Here is an 18,405-nt window from a genome sequence, read left to right on the forward strand (position 1 = left end):
CCCGCCCCGGCGCGTGCGACACGTGCGCGACGGACAAGTGGAGCAGCGCACCCGACACAAACTAGAGATAAAAAGAGAATTAAAGAACCCCGCCAGTTGGAGCGTCCAAAGCGTTAGACTCGGTCACGGACGCGCAGGCGTGACTGACCGCACAGTGCTAGTGCAGGTGCATAGTGCAGGCTCACAATGCAGCCGCATCGTGCACAGTGCAAATAAGCGCAGCCACGCTGAGCAAATACCCTCCCCAGAACACACGCAGAACCAGGTGAAACAGTTGACCAACCCAGCAGGCGACAACGGCGCAGGCACCCCGGCAGGCACCCCCGCCGGCGACGGCGCAACCGCATCCGAGGCCTTCAACTCTAAGGCGTGGCTGCAGCACTACACCCCGTGGACGCAGCACACCATCGACCTCGACGACCCGGCGGAAAACCCCGCAGGCTTCACCATCCCGGAGGTCTTCTGGCACGCGGTGGACACGATCGGCGAACGCAACGCCTTCACCTTCTTCGGCAAGGCCACCACCTACGAGCAGTACGGCCACCAGGTGGCCATCGCCTCCGCAGCCCTGGAGAAGCTCGGCGTGCAGCGCGGAGACCACGTCGCCATCGCGCTGCCGAACTGCCCGCAGGCCCTCATCGCCTTCTACGCAATCCAGAACATCGGCGCAGTCCCCACCCTGCACAACCCTCTATACACTGCCCCCGAACTCCGCCACCCCTTCAACGACCACGGCGCCAAGGTGGCTTTCTTCTGGGACAAGGTCAGCGACGTCGCCGAGGACCTCCGGCTGAACAGCCCCCTCGAAACAGTCATCGCCGTCACCCTCCCTGACGAGATGCCTGCCTCGCTGCGCTACGCCCTGAAGCTGCCGATCCCGAAGATCAAGGCCATGAAGGACAAGCTCACCGGCCCGGCGCCAGCCGCCGTCTCCTGGAAGAGCTTCATGCGCACGGGCGGAAATGGCGAGAAGTGGCTGCGTGGGGGCGTCAATAATAAAAAGATCGACCCGACCGACCCCGCGCTGATCCTCTACACCTCCGGCACCACCGGCAAGCCGAAGGGCGCCGTGCTGACTCACCGCAACCTCATCGCGAACCTGCGCCAGGGCCAAGCGTGGGTGAAGGGGCTGGGCAAGGGGCCGAAGCCGGAGGTGATGCTGGCCGCGCTGCCGATCTTCCACGCATACGGCCTGACCATGAACATCACCCTCGCGCCGATGATCGGCGGCGAGATCCAACTGCTGCCCGCGCCTGAAATGCCGCTGGTCATGCGCGTGATGAAGAAGAACATGCCCTCCTGGATGCCCGGAGTGCCCGCGCTGTATCAGAACATTATGAAGGAAGCTGCGAAGCGCGACATGCCGCTCTCCGGCATCCGCAATTCCTTCAGCGGCGCCAGCGCCCTGCCCGCAGAGACCGTCCGCGAGTGGGAAAGCTGCACCGGCGGCAACATCGTGGAGGGCTACGGCCTGACGGAAACCGCGCCGATCATCGCAGGTAACCCCATGGGCAAGGGCCGCGAGGGCTACATCGGCGTGCCTTTCCCCTCCACCGAAATCCGCATCGCCAACCCGGACAACCCCGCCGAGACCATGCCCGACGGGGAGGCCGGCGAGCTGGTCGTCCGCGGCCCGCAGGTGTTCAAGGGCTACCTCAACCGCCCGGACGCCACCGCCGACGCCTTCTACGAGGACTGGTTCCGCACCGGCGACATGGCCGTCATGGAGTCCGACGGTTACCTGAAGATCGTCTCCCGCATCAAGGAGATGATCATCACCGGCGGCTTCAACGTCTACCCCGCCGAGGTCGAGGAAGTCCTGTGCGAACACCCCTCCATCGAGCAGGCTTCCGTCGTGGGCGTGCAGCGCAAGGATGGGTCCGAGACCGTCGCTGCGGCTGTGGTTCTGGCCAACGGTGCTGTTATTGACGCCGACGACTTCCGCGCCTTCGCCAAAGAACGACTTACTGCGTATAAGGTGCCGAAGGTATTCCATGCATTCCAAGAGCTGCCTGCCGACCAGCTGGGCAAGGTGCGCCGGCGCGAGGTGCAGGAGCTAGTAGCAGAGAAAGAACAGGCCTAAAACATGCCGCTGAGCAGGAAAGACACCGTCGCCGCAGTGATCGTCACGCATAATCGCGTGGAATTGCTGGAAGCCTCGCTGCGCCAGGTTGCAAACCAGGAGGGCGCGGAGGTCGCGCACGTGGTGGTTGTGGATAACGGCAACGACCCGGCGGTGCGCGAGCTGGTGGAATCGGTGTGCGGGTCGCGGGGCCACTACGTGGGGTCCGCGACGAACCTGGGCGGGGCCGGCGGCTTCGCGCTGGGATTCCTGACGGCGCTGTCCCTGGGAGCCGACGCGATCTGGTGCGCTGACGACGACGGGCGCCCCGCCGACGAGCACGTGCTGGCCACACTGCAGGAAGTTGCGGAGCGCGAGGGGCTGGAGGAAATCAGCCCGGTGGTATGCAACATCGAGGATCCGGAGCGGCTGGCCTTTCCGCTGCGCCAGGGGTTGGTGTGGCGGCGGACGCTATCCGAGCTGGAGGGTTCGTTCTTGCCGGGGATTGCCAGCCTGTTCAATGGCGCGCTGATCAGTGCGCGGGCGATGGAAATAATTGGTGTGCCCGATTATCGGCTTTTCATCCGTGGCGACGAAGTGGAGTACCACCGCCGCCTGGTCCGCAGCGGCCTGCCTTTTGGAACGTGCCTGACCTGCGCTTACCTGCACCCCGACGGGTCGGACGAGTTCAAGCCGATTCTCGGCGGGAAGATGCACACGCAGTACCCGGACAACGAGTTCAAGCGCTACTTCACGTACCGCAACCGCGGGTACATCATGAGCCAGCCGGGGATGCGCAAGCTGCTGCCGCAGGAATACGCCCGCTTCGGATGGTTCTTCCTAGTGCAGAAGAAGGATCCGAGGGGGTTCGCCGAATGGCTGCGGCTGCACGCGCTCGGCCGGCGCGAGCAGTTCCGCCGGCCGGGGCGCTAGCGCGGCGGGGCGCGGGGATGGGCTCAGTCGCGGGAGTTCTAAGCAACTTTTTAAGCGCACACACCGGCCAGGATTTTCCCTTTTACCCGGTCACAGGCGTAGTCTTAAGTGACTATCGCGGTGCCCCGAGCAGCACTTGAGCAGCCCTGGAGCAGCCCTCGAGCAGCCCTGGAACCCAGAGCTCCTGAAACCCAGGACGTTGCCCAAGGTCGCCTCCGGTGGCGCCGCCTAACACCACCTAACCGAGGATGAAGTTAGCCGAAGTGACCGTGTCCGAAACCCAGACCACCCCGAGCGCTGAGCCCACCAAGCCCGCTGAAGACGTTGGCGTCAATAAGAAGAACGCCGAAGGCGCAGCAGCCTCCCGCGCGCACCGCCGCCGCAACGTCGCGCGGCAGTTCATCCAATTCGGGATCGTCGGCGCATCGGGGTTTGTGGTCAACCAGGCGATCTTCGTGCTGTCGAAGAAGCTCGCGGAGGCCGGCTGGGATATTCACGTGCAGGATGCGTTCATGAACCTCCTCGGAACCCAGTACCATTTCCGCTGGTACCACGTGTTTTCCGTGGTGGCGTTCCTGCTGGCGAACATCTGGAACTTCTGCCTGAACCGCTACTGGACGTTCCGCCACGAGCCGAAGCGCGCCTGGTGGAAGCAGCTGCCGCAGTTCATGGCCGTGGGCGTGTTCGGACTGCTGATCACGCTGGTGGTCTCGACGGCGCTGGTGAACCCCGAGTCGCCGATCGCTCTGCCGCACGACATTTTCGATAACTCCACGGGGCTGCGCACGCGCGCGTACTGGGGCAACTTCATTGGCGTGATCCTGGCGGTGCCGGCGAACTTCCTGTTCAACAAGCTGTGGACGTTCCGCGCGAAGCCGCGCGAGGCCAGCCGGGTGGTGCGCGTGGTCGAGCCACGGACTGGCGATGCTGGTTCTGGTGCCGGTGCGGGTGATGCGGATGTCTAAGCCTTCTTTTGATGACGCCCCCTCGCCCCAGCTCGGCAGCCGCTCCAATGGGGCCGAGCGCTCCAATGGCGCCGGCGCTGTTTCCGGGGCCGCTGCTGTTTCCGGTGCCGGCGGTACCGATGTCAGCGAGCCCCACGCGGTTTCCGGCGCCGCTGCCGACAATGCCACTGCCGAGCAGGGCGCCCGGGTTGGCGATAACTTTCAGTCTGAGCACACCACCCGGGCGCAGCGCATCATTCAGTCGCAGCTGGTGAAGTTTGTGCTGGTCGGAGGCTTCAGCGCCATCGTGGACTTCGGCTCCACGGCGCTGTTCACCTTTGCGTTTGGCTTGAGCGATGGCGTGGCCAAGGCGTTGGGATTCGTGCTGGGCACCCTGACGGCATACTTCATCAACCGTCGGTGGACTTTCCAGGCGGAGCCGAGTGGGCGCCGATTCGTCATCACCATGGCAACCTACGGGCTGACTTTTGCTGTGCAGTGGGGGCTGTACAAGGTGTCTATCCCGTGGCTGGAAGGCTTCGACCTGAATGCGTTCTGGGTGCGTGCGATCAGTTTTGTGATTGCCCAGGGCACGGCGACGGTGCTGAACTTCCTGATCCAGAAGTTCCTCATCTTCAAGCGCTAGCCGGGCTGCATCTTTAAGCGCTAGCCGGGCTGGCTGGAGGCTTCCGGAAGCCTCACCGGTGCCCATATGTCGTTAGAACGGGAATGCGTTAATGGCATCGGTTTGCAGATTGTCATAACCGCAGGTCAGAGCGTTGTGGATTTTTGCAAGGCACCGCGGGCGCCGACGTATTCCCGATCTAGCGACATTCCAACCCGTTAGGCACCCTGGTGGACCTGCCCTGGCCGACGTATTCCCGATCTAGCGACATCTCCAGCCCACGATTCGAGTACCGGGGGTCATCCTTGGGTGGAAATGTCGTTAGAACGGGAATGCGTTAATGGCATCGGTTTGCAGATTGTCATAACCGCAGGTCAGAGCGTTGTGGATTTTTGCAAGGCACCGCGGGCGCCGACGTATTCCCGATCTAGCGACATTCCAACCCGTTAGGCACCCTGGTGGACCTGCCCTGGCCGACGTATTCCCGATCTAGCGACATCCCCAGCCCACGATTCGAGTACCGGGGGTCATCCTTGGGTGGAAAAGTCGTTAGAACGGGAATGCGTTAATGGCATCGGTTTGCAAGTTTGCATAACCGCAGGTCAGAGCATTGTGAATTTTTGCAAGGCTCCGCGGGCGCCGACGTATTCCCGATCTAGCGACATTCCAACCCGTTCGGCACCCTGGTGGGCCTGCCCTGGCCGACGTATTCCCGATCTAGCGACATTCCAACCCGCCAAGCGCCAGCCCAGCCCGGCGAGCAGCAGCCAAGCTAGGCAAACTACAGCAGCAGCCCCGCCAGCGCAGCAGCAGCCCCGCAAAGCCCGGCCAAGCTACCCAAACTAGCGCTGTAGGACGAAGCGGTACATCTCCAAGCGGTCCAGCAGCGAGCACTGCGGAACCAAAGGAACCGCCTGGTCATCGGGCTGAGGCTCCCACTTGCACGCCCCCACCTGCGCCAAGATGCGCCCGGTCCGCCGCGACAGCCACTTAATCTCGCTGGCGCTGAGGGCGTCAGTACCCAAGGCAGTATCGGTCGGCGGCAGCTTCGCATCCGCGCGCGTGAAGCCGAGTGCCGACATGAAGGCCTCACTGACCTCGTCAACCTCCGAATCCACCAGCGTGGACAGCGCGATGATCCGCGCCCACGCGGCCGCACGCCCGATCTTGCTCTTCTCGATCGGCGCGTCAGCCAGCAGCTCGGCGGCATGCTCGGTGACGTTCGCCGGCCGCTCCAGATCCAGCGCCTGCAGCAGCGGAATGAACTCGTACAGAGCTCGCTCGTGCAGTAGCTCCCGCAGTTCAGGGTCGGTTTCGGCGAGGATCTGCTCGACGGTATCCTCGCCCGCCAGCGCCACGTTCACCTCCGTGACATCCACGCGCGCCGGAATGCCCGCAGGGTGCAGGTGCGCGGCGAGTTCGTCTTCCGGATTCTTATTGACGCCACCCGCCTCAGCCGCATCGCCCTCCGTATCGGCGAGGAAGTCGGCGGCCAGGAGCACTGCTTCGGCATCCGGCTCGCCCGGCGCGTCGAAGGAAGCGTCGAAGGGGGAGCTGGTGGGGACGAGCTCGATTTCCTCGTGGCGGGTGGTGGTGTCTGTGACGTTGACGCTGAAGTCGTAGCGACCTACCTTCAGCACGCCGATGGTCCCGCGGCGGAAAATGTCGCCGAGAGCAGTGCCAATGGAGTTTGCGCCCTTGGCGTAGACGCGCACGCGGCCAGCAGTGCGGGCGCGGAAACTCCAGGTTGGATCGGTGGTGGTGTCGGCGCTGGTAGCAGTGTCAGCCGCGGGCGCGTCGGCGGCGCCAGTGTCAGCGGCAGAGGCCGCGCCGGCGCCGCGCTCCGCCCGCGCGACGTAGCGGGTGGGATGCGCCTCGGGGACCCGATTCACAGATTCGGGCCAGTCGAAACTGGTGAGAATCGCATCAGCGAAGTCCGCCACGCTCATGGCGCCAGAGACGCTGAGCAGGCGGGAGTACCTTCCCACTCCCGGGAAGTGGTGCTCCACCACCACGGTGAAGACTGTGGTGTGAGCTCCAGAGTTCCTGCTGGCCCCCGCCCCCGGTGAGGACATAATCCCCAGGCTTTCCTGCACTTCCGCCCCCTCGGCTGCCCTATCGGCCGCGCTACCGACCGCCCCCTCGGCGTTAGCTTCAGCCCCGTCGGTCCCGTCGCGCCGGGAGGTGCGGATCTTCGACAGGGAAATCACGCTCCCGCCCGCTATTGGCGCCTTTGTGGTCTGCGCCTTTTCCGGCGTATCTGTGGCCTCCGCGCCGCCCTCCCCTTTCACTCGCGCAGCGCCAGGACCGCCGGCGGATTCATAACCCCCGGCGGCTCCATAAAGCGATGAGCGATTCATGGTTCCCAAGCGTAATAGCGCCCGGCTAACCTCGCTGGGCAAGAACTAGCGGCAGCGTCTGAGCTGCCGCAAACTCGCTGATCACGGCGCCAAGTCGGCGGACTCGCAACTTGTCGAAGGCGTTGTACTGCACGATCCAGCCGCGCAGCGCGGCGGCCGCTTGCAGCGCCGTGGCCACGGCCTCGCGCTCGGCTGCGCTGCCATTCCCGTTAGCCACACTATCGCTCCCATCGGCAGCGCCAGCGCTCTCCCCGACGCGGCTTCCGCCGCGCTCACCCGCGCCCTCGCCAGCCCCGCCAGCCTCATCCTCGCGGAAGTCCTCCAGTGTGCGGAAGTTCCCCCACGCCGGCTGCTTCTTCCCCGGGAACTCGGCGTTGAAGTGCTGCTTGGCGGAGGCGAGGGCGTCATTAAGAGCAACCTCCGTTGCCGCCACGTCGACCAGAGCAACGTCGCTGGGCAACACCTTCGCCGCCGCCTCGTCGCCCACAAACAGCACGGGATAGCGCAGCAGGGCGGCAAGCATGGCCGCGCGGTCGTCGGTCCCCTCGATCCAGTCCGCGCTGGCGGCAAAGCCATGGATGCCCGCGCCGTCGATCAGCCAGGCGCCGGAGAAGTCTCCGAGCTGCACGTCGGGGTCGGTTTCCACCTGCCAGATGGCGAAGGTGGGGTCGTTGGCGGGGCCAGCGGCAGCCACGACCATGATCGGGTCGTAGCGGACGGGCTCGGGCGCGCCGGGGGCCGCGGTACTCGCGACGACACCCGACTCGGTGGCAGTGCTTTCAGGGGCAGTTGTGCTCATCGCTATTGGAGGTTACCACCGACTATGATCTTGCCCATGGCTGTTTTTGATAGGTTCCCCGGCGCCGCGAAACTCTTCAAGCGCTCCAAGCTCTCCCCCGCCGAGCAGGAACACAGGAGTGCGCCGGTGCGAGTCGGTGGCGTCGGTAAGGAAAGCAGCTACGAGGCCTCCACCCGCACGAACCTGCCGCTCAACGAGTTCATGACTCGCCTCATGGCCCAGGAACTGCCCATCCTCGACAGCACCAGCCGCCAGCGCGTGCGCGACATCCTGCGCGAATACGACGGCCCCACCATCACCGAGCCCGAGGAGCTGCCGGAGGAAATCCGCCAGATAATGGAGCTCTACTAGCTCTTTTTAGTGACGCCGCCCACACCGCAACTGCGAAAACGCTGGCAACTTGAGCCGCACGCGGCGCCGCGCCCCGGAGTTGTCCCACCCGGGCGCTAGGGTAGAGAACATGGAATTGCACACCAGCACTCGTACCCTCACCGGGTGGGGTCGCACCGCCCCCACGACCGCCGAAGTTCTGTCTACGCAGGATGTCGATCAGATTGCCGCCGCCGTCGCGCGCGTGGCCGACGATAACGCGGATAAGCCTAGCCACCTGCAGCGTGGCGTGATCGCCCGCGGCATGGGCCGTAGCTACGGCGACCCGGCCATGAACGCCGGCGGGCTCGTCATCGACATGCAGCAGCTGAACCGTATCCACAGCATCAACCCCGATACCGCCATCGTGGACGTCGATGCTGGCGTGACGTTGGACCAGCTGATGAAGGCTGCTCTGCCCTACGGCCTGTGGGTGCCGGTGCTGCCCGGTACGCGCCAGGTGACCATCGGCGGCGCTATCGGCCCGGATATCCACGGCAAGAACCACCACTCCGCGGGTTCCTTCGGCAACCACGTCCGCTCCATGGAGCTGCTGGTGGCCGACGGGCGCGTACTGCACCTGACCCCGGAGGGCACCGAGGACGACCCGGAAGGTGAACTGTTCTGGGCCACCGTCGGCGGCATGGGCCTGACCGGCATTATCCTGCGCGCGACCATTGAGATGACGAAGACGGAGACCGCGTACTTCATCGCCGATGGCGATATGACGCACTCCCTGGACGAAACCATCGCCTTCCACTCCGACGGTTCGGAGCACAACTTCACCTACTCCTCCGCCTGGTTCGATGCCATCAGCCCGGAGCCGAAGCTGGGCCGCGCCGCGATCTCCCGCGGCTCCCTGGCCACCCTGGACCAGCTGAAGGAGTACGCGCCGAAACTGGCGAAGGATCCACTGAAGTTCAAGGCCCCGCAGCTGATGACCGTGCCGGATATCTTCCCGAGCTTCACCATGAACAAACTGTCCATGGTGGCCATCGGCGAGCTGTGGTGGCTGAAGTCCGGCGAGTACCGCAACCAGGTGCAGAACCTCACGCAGTTCTACCAGCCGCTGGACCTCATCGGCGAGTGGAACCGCGGCTATGGTTCCAAGGGCTTCCTGCAGTACCAGTTCGTCGTGCCGACGGAGGCCGTGGAGCCATTCAAGGAGATCATCCGCGATATCCAGGCTTCCGGCCACTACTCCGCGCTGAACGTGTTCAAGCTGTTCGGCGAGGGCAACAAGGCGCCGCTGAGCTACCCGATGCCAGGCTGGAATGTCTGCGTGGACTTCCCGATCAAGCCGGGCCTGGGCAACTTCTTGAACGACCTGGACCGCCGCGTGATGGAGTTCGGTGGCCGCCTGTACCTGGCCAAGGAGTCGCGCACCTCCGCCGAGAACTTCCACAAGATGTACCCCGGCCTGCCGGGTTGGCTCGCCACCCGCAAGAACATCGACCCGACGGGTGTGTTCGCCTCCGATATGTCCCGCCGCCTCGAGCTGTAGCCCCTGCCCACAATAGTTGCCCCCCACCCCGAAAGAAGAGTCACAATGATTGATGCCGTTGGCAAACCCCAGTCCATCCTGCTTCTCGGCGGCGCGTCCGACATGGGCCTCGCCGTTGTCGAGGAGTTCCTCTCTCGCGGTTCTGCCCGCGTGATCCTGGCCGCCCGTGCCGGCGAGTCTTTGGATGACGCCACCGCACGCATGAACGCCGCCGGTGCCAGCGAGGTCGTCACCGTTGCCTTCGACGCAGTGGATTTCGATTCCCACCCGCAGGTGTTCGAGGAGATCTTCAGCCATGGCGACGTGGACCTGGCCATTGTTGCGTTCGGAATCCTGGGCGATAACGAGAAGCAGTGGACCAACCAGAAGTTGGCTGTGCAGGCCGCACAGGTGAACTTCACCGGCGCCGTCTCCGTCGGCGTGTTGCTGGCGGACTACATGAAGAAGCAAGGCCACGGCCAGATTGTGGCGTTTTCCACCGTTGCCGGTGAGATGGTTCGCCGCTCCAACTTCGTCTACGGCTCCACAAAGGCTGGCCTGGATGGCTTCTACCGCATGCTCAACGAAGCTCTGCGTGGCTCCGGGGTGCGCGTGCTGACGGTCCGCCCGGGCCAGGTCCGCACCAACATGACCAAGGACCTCGAGGATGCCCCGCTGACCGTGGACAAGGAAGACGTGGCCAAGGCGATTGCCAAGGCCGTGGATAACCGCAAGTCCCTGATCTGGGTGCACCCCCTGTTCCGCCCGATCATGCTGATCCTGAAGCACCTGCCGCTGCCGATCCTGCGCAAGCTGCCGCTGTAGCTCCCCAGAGCCCCCATTCTGGGGTTTGACCGAGCCTCTCAGGCGAGCCCGCCACCACCCCCCTCACCCGCGTAAAAAGCACAAGCGCCGCTCCACACCCTGGGCGGCGCTTTGTCGTTCCCCTTCTAGTTCTTCAGGTGGCCTGGATGGGCGGACTCTTTGGCGTCCAACTTCAGGAACGCCGACAGCACGATCAGCGCCACCGAAACGAAAGCCGCCACCAAGAACGCCACGTGGATGCCCTGGCCCACCACCTGCTGCTCGGCCAGAGCGGGATCCGTCGCTGCCAAGCCAGCCAGCTCCGCCGCGTTGCTCGAGGCATAGCGGGTGGAGGCGAACGTCATCACCGCCACGAAGATTGCCGTACCGGCACCACCGGCAACCTGCTGGAACGTGTTCAAAATTGCCTGCCCGTGGGAAGCCAGAGAATCCGGCACGGCCGCCAGAGCGTTGGACATAAGGGGCGTCATCATCAAAGCAATACCCAGGTTCAATACCACCGTAAGGACCATGAGCTGCACAAACGCCGGCCACGTACCAGAGCCAACCCACCCGAACAGGCTCTCCGTCTGCTCCAGGGCGGCAAATCCCATCATGCCAATCGCGATCAGGATGCTGCCGGGGATGATCAGCGGGCGGGTGCCGCGCGCGTCATAAGCCCGGCCAATGGCAGGGCCGAGCAGCCCCATCACCAGACCGCCGGGCAGGGAAACCATGCCGGTCTTCAGCTCCGACAAGCCCGCAACGTTCTGCGCGTACAGCGGCATCAGAATGATGAAGCCGAAGAGCATAGAGAACGTCAGCAGCAGCAACCCCAGCGACAAGTTGTACTCGCGCACGCGCACCGGCTGCAGGTTCAGCAGCGGGGTGGCCTTCGGCTTATCGCTGCGCTCCAGGGAACGCTGGCGCAGGAAGAAAAGCACCAGGATAACCGCGCCGACAGCCAGGATGAGCAGGCGCTGCACCGGCACCCCATCAGCCAACTCGGACAGACCAGCCAGGCCGTAGACCAGGCCCGCGAAGCCAAATGCGGAAAGAAAGACGGACAGCACATCCAGGGACGGGCGCGTCGGCTCCTCGAAGTTCTTCACCAGGAACAAGCCCGCGACCAGGGTAATCAACACCAGCGGGGCAACCAGGATGAAGATCCAGCGCCAGCCCAGGGCCTCCAGCACCACACCGGAGAACGTCGGCCCCAGCGCCGGAGCCACCGCAATGACCACCGAGACCAGGCCAAAGACCGCGCCACGGCGGTCGATGGGCACCAGGCGGATGATGGTGGTCATCAGCATCGGAATCACCAGCGCCGTGCCGCTGGCCTGCACCACGCGGGCGACCAGCAAAATCGGGAACGTCGGCGCGGCTGCGGCCAGAATCGTACCTATTAGGAAGGCTGTCAGCGCCGCGATGTAGATCGACCGCAACCGGAACCGTTGCATGATGTAGCCGGTCATCGGAATGACGACGGCCATCGTGAGCATGAACGCTGTAGTCAGCCATTGCGCTGCATCAGCGGTGACGCCAAATTCTCCCATCAAGACGGGGAGGGCCACGGCCAAGGTGGTTTCGTTGAGAATCACCACGAACGCTGCGACAACCAGCATGCCGATGAGCAGTTTCGCGCCCACCGCGGGCTCCTCTGGAGGGGTCGGGTGGCCCGCGCGATCGGGGCTGCGGTTTTCGGAAATGCTTTCCGTTGACGCGACCGCGTCGGCTGGAGTGGTGGCGCGGTCGGGATCGGCGGCGTCAGAAAAAGGCTTTTTAGACAAAAGTATCCCTCCGAGACAAGAAAAGACGGGTGCACGAACGCACCCGCGAACCCTGGATACTTTACACCAGGTGTGCTGCGCCTGAAGGGGATAAGCGCTGTGGGCTAGCGCTCCAACTCGCCCTGGGATTCGTCGGTCTCGAGTGCGTTTGTGCCACTGCCCGAGTTCATCTGGGCGCGGATTTCCTCCAGGCGGGAGGCAGCACGCATGTCGTTACCAGCAGATTCGATTTCTGCCATGCGGCCCTGCACGGAGTTTTCTACAAGCTCCTGGCTGCCGAGCGCCTGGGCGTAGCGCTGCTCGATCTTCTCGCGCACACTATCCAGGGTCGGCACATCGTCGTTTTGCACTAGGCCATCCATCTGTTGCATGGAGTTGGCGGTAGCTTCCTGCATCTTCGCCTGATCTACCTGGGCGCGCAGCTGGTTAATCTGTGCCATCTGCTCCTCGAGGCGGGCAGCGGACTGCTGTTGTTGCTGCTGGGCCTGACGGGCGGCCTCCTCCGCACCGGCGTAAAGCTGCTTGGTTTCGTCCAGCTGCTGTTCCACCGAGACCAGCTGGGAGGCGAACAGCTCCGCGGTCTGGTTCAGGTCGTTGGCCTTGGTCTGGTCGCCAGCAGCAGAGGCATTGTCGGCCTGCTGGATGGCGGTGCGAGCATTGTCCGACAACTTCTTCGCGTCCTGCTGAAGGCGGTTCATCTTCATCTCCAGCTGGTTGCGGTTGCCGATCACGCGGGCTGCACTTTCGGAGATCTGCTGGTGCTGCTTGCGGGCAGCCTCCGTGGCCTGCTGGATCTGTACATGGGGATCCGCGTTCTCCTCGATCTTCGTGTCGAGGGACTGCATGAGGTATTTCCAGCCCTTAGAAAATGGATTCGCCATGGGAAAGCTCCTGTATCGGACGTGATGGTGTGGTCAATTTAGCTGCAATGCAGCCTGTTGAATTCCAGCGTACTGGCTTTTGGCGCGGCGCACGGAGCGAATGGGCGGGCGGCGGAATCAGGGATACGTTAGAGAGCCTTCAGGTGGACTACCGGGGCGTTCATATCCCGCCCGGTTAGGTGCAGCAGGTCTAGCTTCACTTGTTTGAGGGAGACGACCTCCATCACCGGGTCTGGGATGGGCGCCTCGCTGGGGACCAAGCCCAGCTGGTGCAAAACGTCCCCCGCACTACCGGAAATATCCACCTTCACCGGGATCGTGGAGATCTCGGCTAGCGCGGGAACGGCCTCCAGGGACGTCGCCTCCACCACGACCGGCCCCTCGACCACATATGTCTCCACCTTTGAGCCGGTCCGCAGCATGCCATCGCCCCACTGGCCCGGCAGCTGGATCTGCAGGTTCTTAATTTGCAGGCGATCCCCGGTGATGCGTATTAGGTCGCGGCGGCCGTGCTCCGTGCCCACGGAATCCACGCTGATGCGCACATTCCCCTTGAAGGTCACGTTGTCGGCGGTGACCTGGCCGACATCGCCCACGCGGGCGGGCTGCGCCGCACTGTACGGGGCGTTCGCGTTCAGGATGCCCACGCCGGTCGCGATACCCACTGCCACCAGCAAGGCCGCTACCGTCGCGGAGTACCCACCGCCGGACTGCGGCGCATCGCCATCCGCGCCATCCCCGCCGTCGCCTACGCTCTCCCCAGTCGACTCAGCCGATTCTGCCGACTCAGCCAACTCTGCCGGCTCTGCAGCAGTGGCCTTAGCTTTCTTCCGCTTGCCGTCCCCCGGCTCCCACGCCAACGCAAACGCGCCACCGAAAATCCCCAACAGCGAGCCCAACAAAAAGCCGCCGATATTCGAGGCCGGCAGCGCCACCAAAGACAGCAGAATGGCGAACACACCCAGGTAAACCGACGTCGAGGGCTTCAGCCAGATCCCCAGCCCGAACATGATCTGCGCTACTCCGAGGAATAGCGTGGATACGCCCGACAGCGTGGAGATCATCACCAGCAGGTCGGAGATGCGCACGGTCAGATACGCGGGCGTCATAATCACAACACCTGACAGCAGCACCAGCAGCCCCGGTACGAACGGCCGACCGCGGCGCCACTCGGCAAAGCGCGCGAGCCTGCCCTTGCCACCGCGCTGCGCACCTACCCCCGAACTCGCGCTGCCTTCGCTAGCAGGCATTCTCGGTCCCTCGCCGCACACTCGCCTCCACTCCAGAAGCATTCAGCTGCTTGGCCCCGACGGACGTGGCGACGATCTTGTCGGCCACCACCTGCACTCTCCTCGAGTGCAGACCCCACGCGTCGTCCGGAGCTTCGGGGTTGACCTGCTTGGCGTCGATACCAAGGTTAGGATCCGCCATCCGCAGGCTGCCCTTGATGTCAGTCGACCCAACAATCAGATCCTTCGCGTCCACGCTGTTCTGGCCAGTCGCGCGCAGCGCCAGGGTCGCCTCGCCGACGGCGGGCAGGTTCGGCACGGTGGTGGAAAGGCACATGTCAGAGGCCTTTGCGTCCTGCAATTTCACGCGTGCGACGGGCAGGTGGTTGTCACCCTTTAAGTCGTTATCCATGAATAACGAGAACTCTTCGCCCGACATATGCGACATCGTGACGGTAAAGAACGTGCCAGACAGCGCCAGGTTCGCAGAGATGCCGCCCTTCGCCACAGCCATGCCGGTGCCGGCAAAGCCGACCATCCCGACGGTCAGCGCGACCGCAGCCTTCCGCGGGTTGATGCGTCCCATCGCGTACCTCCTGGTGCGAATAATCCTAAATATTGCCTCCAGCATTATCCCTGCGGCTGCCCTGTTCCGCGAATCGGTTGTTGACTTGTTCCTTCATGATTCTTGTGGACGCCCCCTAGGCCGCCTGCGCCCGCATCCCAGCCACACAGCACAATTGCGCTCCGGCGTAGCCTGGGGGCATGGACGCGGCTGCGGCGGCTACTCCCCTGCTGTGCGCTGGAATTACTACGTATTCTCCACTGAAGCACTGGGGTGTTGGTGAGGGTTCCCGCGTGGCTGTTGTCGGCATGGGCGGCCTTGGCCATGTGGCCGTGAAGTTGGCTGCGGCGATGGGCGCGGAGGTCACGGTGCTGAGCCACTCGAAGTCTAAGGAGGCCGATGGTCTGGCCTTTGGCGCCAACCGTTACGTAGCCACCAAGGAGGAGGGTTGGCAGGAGCCCTTCGCTGCGCATTTCGACCTGATAATTAATACGGTCAGCGCACCGCTGGATCCGGCCCCGTTTATTTCCACCCTCGCGCGCGGCGGGACGATGGTGATGTTGGGATTGCCCCCGGAGAAAATGCAGATCAGCGCCGATGCGCTGATCGGTAAGCGTCGCTCCGTGGCGGGCAGTGCTATCGGTGGCATCCGGGACACCCAAGAAATGATTGATTTCTGCGCTGCCCACGACATCACCGCGGAAACAGAGGTGATCCCGGCGGAGGATATCAACACGGCCTATCAGCGCGTGTTGGATTCAGATGTGCGCTACCGCTTCGTCATCGACGTCAACACGATGTAGGCGCACTGACCTGACGCAGTAGTACGAGCAGTGCTTACTGCTCGGTGCCTACCACGCAGTCTTTACTGCTCCTTGGCCTGCTCGGCCTCGATCTGCTTGCGCACCTCGTCCATGTCCAGTTCCTCGGCCTTGGCGATGAGCTCGTTCAGCGCCTTCGCCGGGAGCAGGCCGGACTCGCGGGCCAGCAGAACACCATCGCGGAACAGCATCAACGTCGGGATCGACTGGATCTGCAGCGCAGCGGAAAGCTCCTGGTTGGCCTCAGTGTCGACCTTGCCGAACACAGCCTCCGGGTGCTCGTCAGAGACCTGTTCGAAGATGGGCGCGAAGCGCTTACACGGACCGCACCATTCCGCCCAGAAGTCCAGCACGACGATGCCGTCGCCCTGCACGGTGTCCTGGAAGTTAGCTCCGGTGATTTCGATGGTCGCCATTTGTTTCCCTTCGGGTCGATTGTGCTTGTCCAAAAACTTTGTTGTTGGCGCCCCGGTGAAAGGGGGCGAGCATGTTTTCCAACATTACGCAACGGTCGCTTTATTCCACGTTAGAGTTCTCACTATGTCTATTTATGACGCCAACGCGAATCCATCTAGCACTTTCAAAATGTACAAGCAGCTTGCGAACAAACCGTTCGGAAACGGTTTGTTCTCGGCTGCGGCCGGCTTTAAAGCGCCATACTTCCTCACCGTACAGCCTCGTGTACAGGAGCTGCGCCCGGGCTTCTGCAAGGTTCGGTCGAAGAAGTGGTGGCTGCTGAACAACCACATTGGTACCTTCCATGCCATTGCGGCCTGCAATGTCGCGGAGTTTGCAATGGGGATGCTGGCTGAGGCCTCGATTCCCAATACGCACCGGTGGCTGCCACAGGGCATGCGCACTCAGTACTTGAAGAAGACGAAGGGCAGCCTGACGGCCACCGCCACTGCCGAATTGCCGGACTTCGAGAAGATCACTCAGGAGTCTGGCGGACAGACCGTGACGGTGAAAATCCACTTCGCCGATGATGAGGGCAAGGAATCCACCTACGCGGAGATTGACATCTGGGTGACGGCCAAAAAGTAGCGCAGATACCTGGTACGTTTGCGCGGCTCCCGGCGACGTACACGGCGTCGTAGCGTCCGCACCCGCGCGAAGGCTCCTCAGGCGCCAGCAAGTAGCGCCCCGCACCACAGCGCGGGGAGGAACACCGCGCAGCAGACCACTGCCATCCCCACCACGCCTGCAATACGGCGAGCGGGCTGTGGCCGGGTGAAGACTTCCACCATCACCGTGGAGAACGTGGTGAAGCCGCCGGCCAAACCAATGCCAAGCAGGGGATATAAGATGTCCTGCGTCTCGCCTGCACTGGTGGATCCGGCGGCTCCGTCAAGATGCTGCGAGGTGTACCCAAGCACTAAACCCAGCACGACTGTGCCGAGGAGGTTCACCACCGCGAGGCTCCACAAAGGTGCCCAACCGTGCTTGGACTTTAGGTGAGTATCCAGTACGTAGCGGGCCGCCGCTCCCGTCCCGCCTCCGAGGGCGACGGCTAACAGCTCAATGAGGGTTGCTCCGGTGTTCATCGTGCGCCCCCTTTGTGGGGCTCATGGGGATCCTGGGGCTCGTCGGCGCCGTCGGCTGCGCGTCGCAGCCGCGCCAGCTCATTCAGATCCCGCCCGAGGCGCAGCCCCATCGCAGCTGCAATTAGACCAAGCGCCAGCGTAAACACGCCGTAGGTTCCCCCGATGAGGATGGTAGAAGCTGAATCGGTGGTGGCGTCAACAGCCGCAGCAAGCGAGCTAAACGACGTAAAACCGCCGAGCACTCCCGTGCCCCAGAACGTGCGACGTGGGTGGGCAGAATCCGGGATCATCCCGACTAAGAGCCCTAAAAGGAGCGCACCCAGGACGTTGACCACCAGCAATGCGATGTCTCCTAGAGGGATTCCTCCAATGATGTTCAGCGGCGTGGCTGCGCCGAGCACGCGTGTGGGGTCGCCGAGGGCGGGGATCCAGACGGTCAGCGTCCAACGAATAATCGCCCCCAGCGCGCCGCCGAGGAAAACCAGGGCGACGGGCGGGAGGCGATTCATAGGTGCAATATTACCCAGCTGGCAGCGCGACCAGTCAAGTTGGGCGGCCACAACGGCCGATCAGGTTAGCTCTGCTTGACGGCGGAAATGTCGAAGTTCAGCGCGATCTTTTCGGAAACAAGCACGCCGCCACCATCAAGAGCGGTGTTCCACTCCAGGCCAAAGTCACGGCGGTTAATGCTGGTGGAACCCTCGAAGCCGACGCGGGTCTGACCCCATGGATCCTGTACCTCACCGGTGAAATCGAAGTCGATGGTGACGGGCTTTGTCACATCCTTAATGGTCAGGTCGCCGGTAACGCGGAGGGTGGATTCGCCAGCAGCGGTAATGTCCGTGGAGGTGAAGGTGATGTGCGGGTACTTCTCCGTGTCGAAGAAATCACCAGTGGTCAGGTGAGCGTCGCGGTCGGCGTTGCGGGTATCGACGCTGTTGACGTCGATCTTGACCTCGATCTTTGCGCCTTCCAGCTTCTCGCCGGTGGTGGCGGTGCCCTCGAAGTCGGTGAATGCGCCACGAACCTTGGTGACCATGGCGTGGCGGGCGACGAAACCAATCTCGGAGTGCGCTGCGTCGATCTGGAAGTTGCCGGAGTAGTTGTTGACGTTGGTCATGTTGAACCTTTCAGTTGGTGTGTCAGTTGATTACTTCTTTTGATGCGCTGGCCTCAAAGCTACACCCTATTAGTTG

Annotated in this window: 19 protein-coding genes; 9 read left to right on the forward strand and 10 right to left on the reverse strand. The window is 63.4% G+C overall.

What is annotated here, in order from left to right; translation table 11 throughout:
* Nucleotides 1-274: 274 nt before the first annotated feature.
* From CJEIK_RS11005 to CJEIK_RS11020, 4 genes are all read left to right on the forward strand, one after another.
* On the forward strand, nt 275-2,083 hold the full coding sequence (locus CJEIK_RS11005) for a long-chain-fatty-acid--CoA ligase (RefSeq protein WP_115597311.1): 1,809 nt from the start codon (nt 275-277) through the stop codon (nt 2,081-2,083).
* 3 nt (nt 2,084-2,086) lie between these two features.
* Entirely contained in the window at nt 2,087-2,995 is a 909-nt protein-coding gene (glfT1, locus tag CJEIK_RS11010) for a galactofuranosyltransferase GlfT1 (protein ID WP_005292425.1), read from the forward strand.
* Between the two features lie 248 nt (nt 2,996-3,243).
* Nucleotides 3,244-3,960, forward strand: a complete 717-nt coding sequence (locus CJEIK_RS11015) for a GtrA family protein (RefSeq protein WP_005292428.1) — start codon at nt 3,244-3,246, stop codon at nt 3,958-3,960.
* Nucleotides 3,953-4,585, forward strand: coding sequence for a GtrA family protein (locus tag CJEIK_RS11020; RefSeq protein WP_115597310.1), 633 nt, complete (start codon nt 3,953-3,955; stop codon nt 4,583-4,585). The genes CJEIK_RS11015 and CJEIK_RS11020 overlap by 8 nt, the downstream gene beginning before the upstream one ends.
* Before the next feature lie 821 nt (nt 4,586-5,406).
* On the opposite strand, the gene CJEIK_RS11025 is transcribed toward CJEIK_RS11020, so the two are convergent.
* Both CJEIK_RS11025 and CJEIK_RS11030 read right to left on the reverse strand, forming a co-directional pair.
* A complete protein-coding gene (locus tag CJEIK_RS11025) occupies nt 5,407-6,924 on the reverse strand; it encodes a hypothetical protein (protein ID WP_011274316.1) in 1,518 nt (505 codons plus the stop codon).
* Between the two features lie 25 nt (nt 6,925-6,949).
* Entirely contained in the window at nt 6,950-7,723 is a 774-nt protein-coding gene (locus tag CJEIK_RS11030; protein ID WP_005292438.1) for a hypothetical protein, read from the reverse strand.
* 36 nt (nt 7,724-7,759) lie between these two features.
* On the opposite strand from CJEIK_RS11030, the gene CJEIK_RS11035 reads away from it, so the two are divergent.
* The 3 genes from CJEIK_RS11035 to CJEIK_RS11045 all read left to right on the forward strand — a co-directional run bounded on the left by CJEIK_RS11035 (nt 7,760) and on the right by CJEIK_RS11045 (nt 10,400).
* Complete coding sequence (locus CJEIK_RS11035) at nt 7,760-8,074, forward strand: hypothetical protein (RefSeq protein WP_370510487.1); 315 nt, start codon at nt 7,760-7,762, stop codon at nt 8,072-8,074.
* A gap of 109 nt (nt 8,075-8,183) precedes the next feature.
* On the forward strand, nt 8,184-9,596 hold the full coding sequence (locus CJEIK_RS11040; RefSeq protein WP_005292442.1) for a decaprenylphosphoryl-beta-D-ribose oxidase: 1,413 nt from the start codon (nt 8,184-8,186) through the stop codon (nt 9,594-9,596).
* Between the two features lie 45 nt (nt 9,597-9,641).
* Entirely contained in the window at nt 9,642-10,400 is a 759-nt protein-coding gene (locus CJEIK_RS11045) for a decaprenylphospho-beta-D-erythro-pentofuranosid-2-ulose 2-reductase (RefSeq protein WP_005292444.1), read from the forward strand.
* A 125-nt stretch (nt 10,401-10,525) separates the two neighbouring features.
* Here CJEIK_RS11045 and CJEIK_RS11050 read toward each other — a convergent pair whose 3' ends face one another.
* From CJEIK_RS11050 to CJEIK_RS11065, 4 genes are all read right to left on the reverse strand, one after another.
* Nucleotides 10,526-12,169: an MDR family MFS transporter gene (locus CJEIK_RS11050; protein WP_005292446.1), complete on the reverse strand. Its 1,644-nt coding sequence runs from the start codon at nt 12,167-12,169 to the stop codon at nt 10,526-10,528.
* Nucleotides 12,170-12,273: 104 nt separating this feature from the next.
* Entirely contained in the window at nt 12,274-13,050 is a 777-nt protein-coding gene (locus CJEIK_RS11055; protein ID WP_005292448.1) for a PspA/IM30 family protein, read from the reverse strand.
* Nucleotides 13,051-13,178: 128 nt separating this feature from the next.
* Nucleotides 13,179-14,300 carry a DUF6114 domain-containing protein gene (locus tag CJEIK_RS11060; protein WP_005292451.1) on the reverse strand — a complete coding sequence of 374 codons (1,122 nt, stop codon included), beginning with the start codon at nt 14,298-14,300 and terminating at the stop codon, nt 13,179-13,181.
* Nucleotides 14,290-14,865, reverse strand: a complete 576-nt coding sequence (locus CJEIK_RS11065; RefSeq protein WP_011274318.1) for a DUF6230 family protein — start codon at nt 14,863-14,865, stop codon at nt 14,290-14,292. The genes CJEIK_RS11060 and CJEIK_RS11065 overlap by 11 nt, the downstream gene beginning before the upstream one ends.
* 179 nt (nt 14,866-15,044) lie before the next feature.
* On the opposite strand from CJEIK_RS11065, the gene CJEIK_RS11070 reads away from it, so the two are divergent.
* Nucleotides 15,045-15,647, forward strand: a complete 603-nt coding sequence (locus CJEIK_RS11070; RefSeq protein ID WP_005292456.1) for an NAD(P)-dependent alcohol dehydrogenase — start codon at nt 15,045-15,047, stop codon at nt 15,645-15,647.
* Nucleotides 15,648-15,709: 62 nt separating this feature from the next.
* Here the strand turns inward: CJEIK_RS11070 and trxA are convergent, their stop codons facing one another.
* The gene (trxA, locus tag CJEIK_RS11075; RefSeq protein WP_005292458.1) at nt 15,710-16,081 is read right to left on the reverse strand and encodes a thioredoxin; all 372 of its coding nucleotides are present in this window, start codon (nt 16,079-16,081) and stop codon (nt 15,710-15,712) included.
* Between trxA and CJEIK_RS11080 the strand changes: the two genes are divergently transcribed.
* Nucleotides 16,071-16,709 carry a hotdog fold domain-containing protein gene (locus CJEIK_RS11080; RefSeq protein ID WP_005292460.1) on the forward strand — a complete coding sequence of 213 codons (639 nt, stop codon included), beginning with the start codon at nt 16,071-16,073 and terminating at the stop codon, nt 16,707-16,709. The two genes, trxA and CJEIK_RS11080, sit on opposite strands and share 11 nt — an antisense overlap.
* Nucleotides 16,710-16,786: 77 nt before the next feature.
* Here the strand turns inward: CJEIK_RS11080 and CJEIK_RS11085 are convergent, their stop codons facing one another.
* The 3 genes from CJEIK_RS11085 to CJEIK_RS11095 all read right to left on the reverse strand — a co-directional run bounded on the left by CJEIK_RS11085 (nt 16,787) and on the right by CJEIK_RS11095 (nt 18,329).
* Entirely contained in the window at nt 16,787-17,209 is a 423-nt protein-coding gene (locus tag CJEIK_RS11085) for a fluoride efflux transporter FluC (protein ID WP_005292462.1), read from the reverse strand.
* A complete protein-coding gene (locus tag CJEIK_RS11090; protein ID WP_005292465.1) occupies nt 17,206-17,718 on the reverse strand; it encodes a fluoride efflux transporter FluC in 513 nt (170 codons plus the stop codon). The genes CJEIK_RS11085 and CJEIK_RS11090 overlap by 4 nt, the downstream gene beginning before the upstream one ends.
* A gap of 65 nt (nt 17,719-17,783) precedes the next feature.
* Entirely contained in the window at nt 17,784-18,329 is a 546-nt protein-coding gene (locus tag CJEIK_RS11095; RefSeq protein ID WP_005292467.1) for a YceI family protein, read from the reverse strand.
* Nucleotides 18,330-18,405: the final 76 nt, after the last annotated feature.

It is taken from the genome of Corynebacterium jeikeium (assembly GCF_028609885.1).
Taxonomy (GTDB): domain Bacteria; phylum Actinomycetota; class Actinomycetes; order Mycobacteriales; family Mycobacteriaceae; genus Corynebacterium; species Corynebacterium jeikeium.

What these genes read in the sequence shown, in the direction of transcription:
- glfT1 (WP_005292425.1), top strand. Translation starts at nt 2,087, where the DNA reads ATGCCGCTGAGCAGGAAAGACACCGTCGCCGCAGTGATCGTCACGCAT.
- CJEIK_RS11085 (WP_005292462.1), bottom strand. Translation starts at nt 17,209, where the DNA reads ATGAACACCGGAGCAACCCTCATTGAGCTGTTAGCCGTCGCCCTCGGA.
- CJEIK_RS11045 (WP_005292444.1), top strand. Translation starts at nt 9,642, where the DNA reads ATGATTGATGCCGTTGGCAAACCCCAGTCCATCCTGCTTCTCGGCGGC.
- CJEIK_RS11095 (WP_005292467.1), bottom strand. Translation starts at nt 18,329, where the DNA reads ATGACCAACGTCAACAACTACTCCGGCAACTTCCAGATCGACGCAGCG.
- CJEIK_RS11060 (WP_005292451.1), bottom strand. Translation starts at nt 14,300, where the DNA reads ATGCCTGCTAGCGAAGGCAGCGCGAGTTCGGGGGTAGGTGCGCAGCGC.
- CJEIK_RS11025 (WP_011274316.1), bottom strand. Translation starts at nt 6,924, where the DNA reads ATGAATCGCTCATCGCTTTATGGAGCCGCCGGGGGTTATGAATCCGCC.
- trxA (WP_005292458.1), bottom strand. Translation starts at nt 16,081, where the DNA reads ATGGCGACCATCGAAATCACCGGAGCTAACTTCCAGGACACCGTGCAG.
- CJEIK_RS11015 (WP_005292428.1), top strand. Translation starts at nt 3,244, where the DNA reads ATGAAGTTAGCCGAAGTGACCGTGTCCGAAACCCAGACCACCCCGAGC.
- CJEIK_RS11065 (WP_011274318.1), bottom strand. Translation starts at nt 14,865, where the DNA reads ATGGGACGCATCAACCCGCGGAAGGCTGCGGTCGCGCTGACCGTCGGG.
- CJEIK_RS11055 (WP_005292448.1), bottom strand. Translation starts at nt 13,050, where the DNA reads ATGGCGAATCCATTTTCTAAGGGCTGGAAATACCTCATGCAGTCCCTC.
- CJEIK_RS11020 (WP_115597310.1), top strand. Translation starts at nt 3,953, where the DNA reads ATGTCTAAGCCTTCTTTTGATGACGCCCCCTCGCCCCAGCTCGGCAGC.
- CJEIK_RS11035 (WP_370510487.1), top strand. Translation starts at nt 7,760, where the DNA reads ATGGCTGTTTTTGATAGGTTCCCCGGCGCCGCGAAACTCTTCAAGCGC.
- CJEIK_RS11030 (WP_005292438.1), bottom strand. Translation starts at nt 7,723, where the DNA reads ATGAGCACAACTGCCCCTGAAAGCACTGCCACCGAGTCGGGTGTCGTC.
- CJEIK_RS11040 (WP_005292442.1), top strand. Translation starts at nt 8,184, where the DNA reads ATGGAATTGCACACCAGCACTCGTACCCTCACCGGGTGGGGTCGCACC.
- CJEIK_RS11090 (WP_005292465.1), bottom strand. Translation starts at nt 17,718, where the DNA reads ATGAATCGCCTCCCGCCCGTCGCCCTGGTTTTCCTCGGCGGCGCGCTG.
- CJEIK_RS11070 (WP_005292456.1), top strand. Translation starts at nt 15,045, where the DNA reads ATGGACGCGGCTGCGGCGGCTACTCCCCTGCTGTGCGCTGGAATTACT.
- CJEIK_RS11080 (WP_005292460.1), top strand. Translation starts at nt 16,071, where the DNA reads ATGGTCGCCATTTGTTTCCCTTCGGGTCGATTGTGCTTGTCCAAAAAC.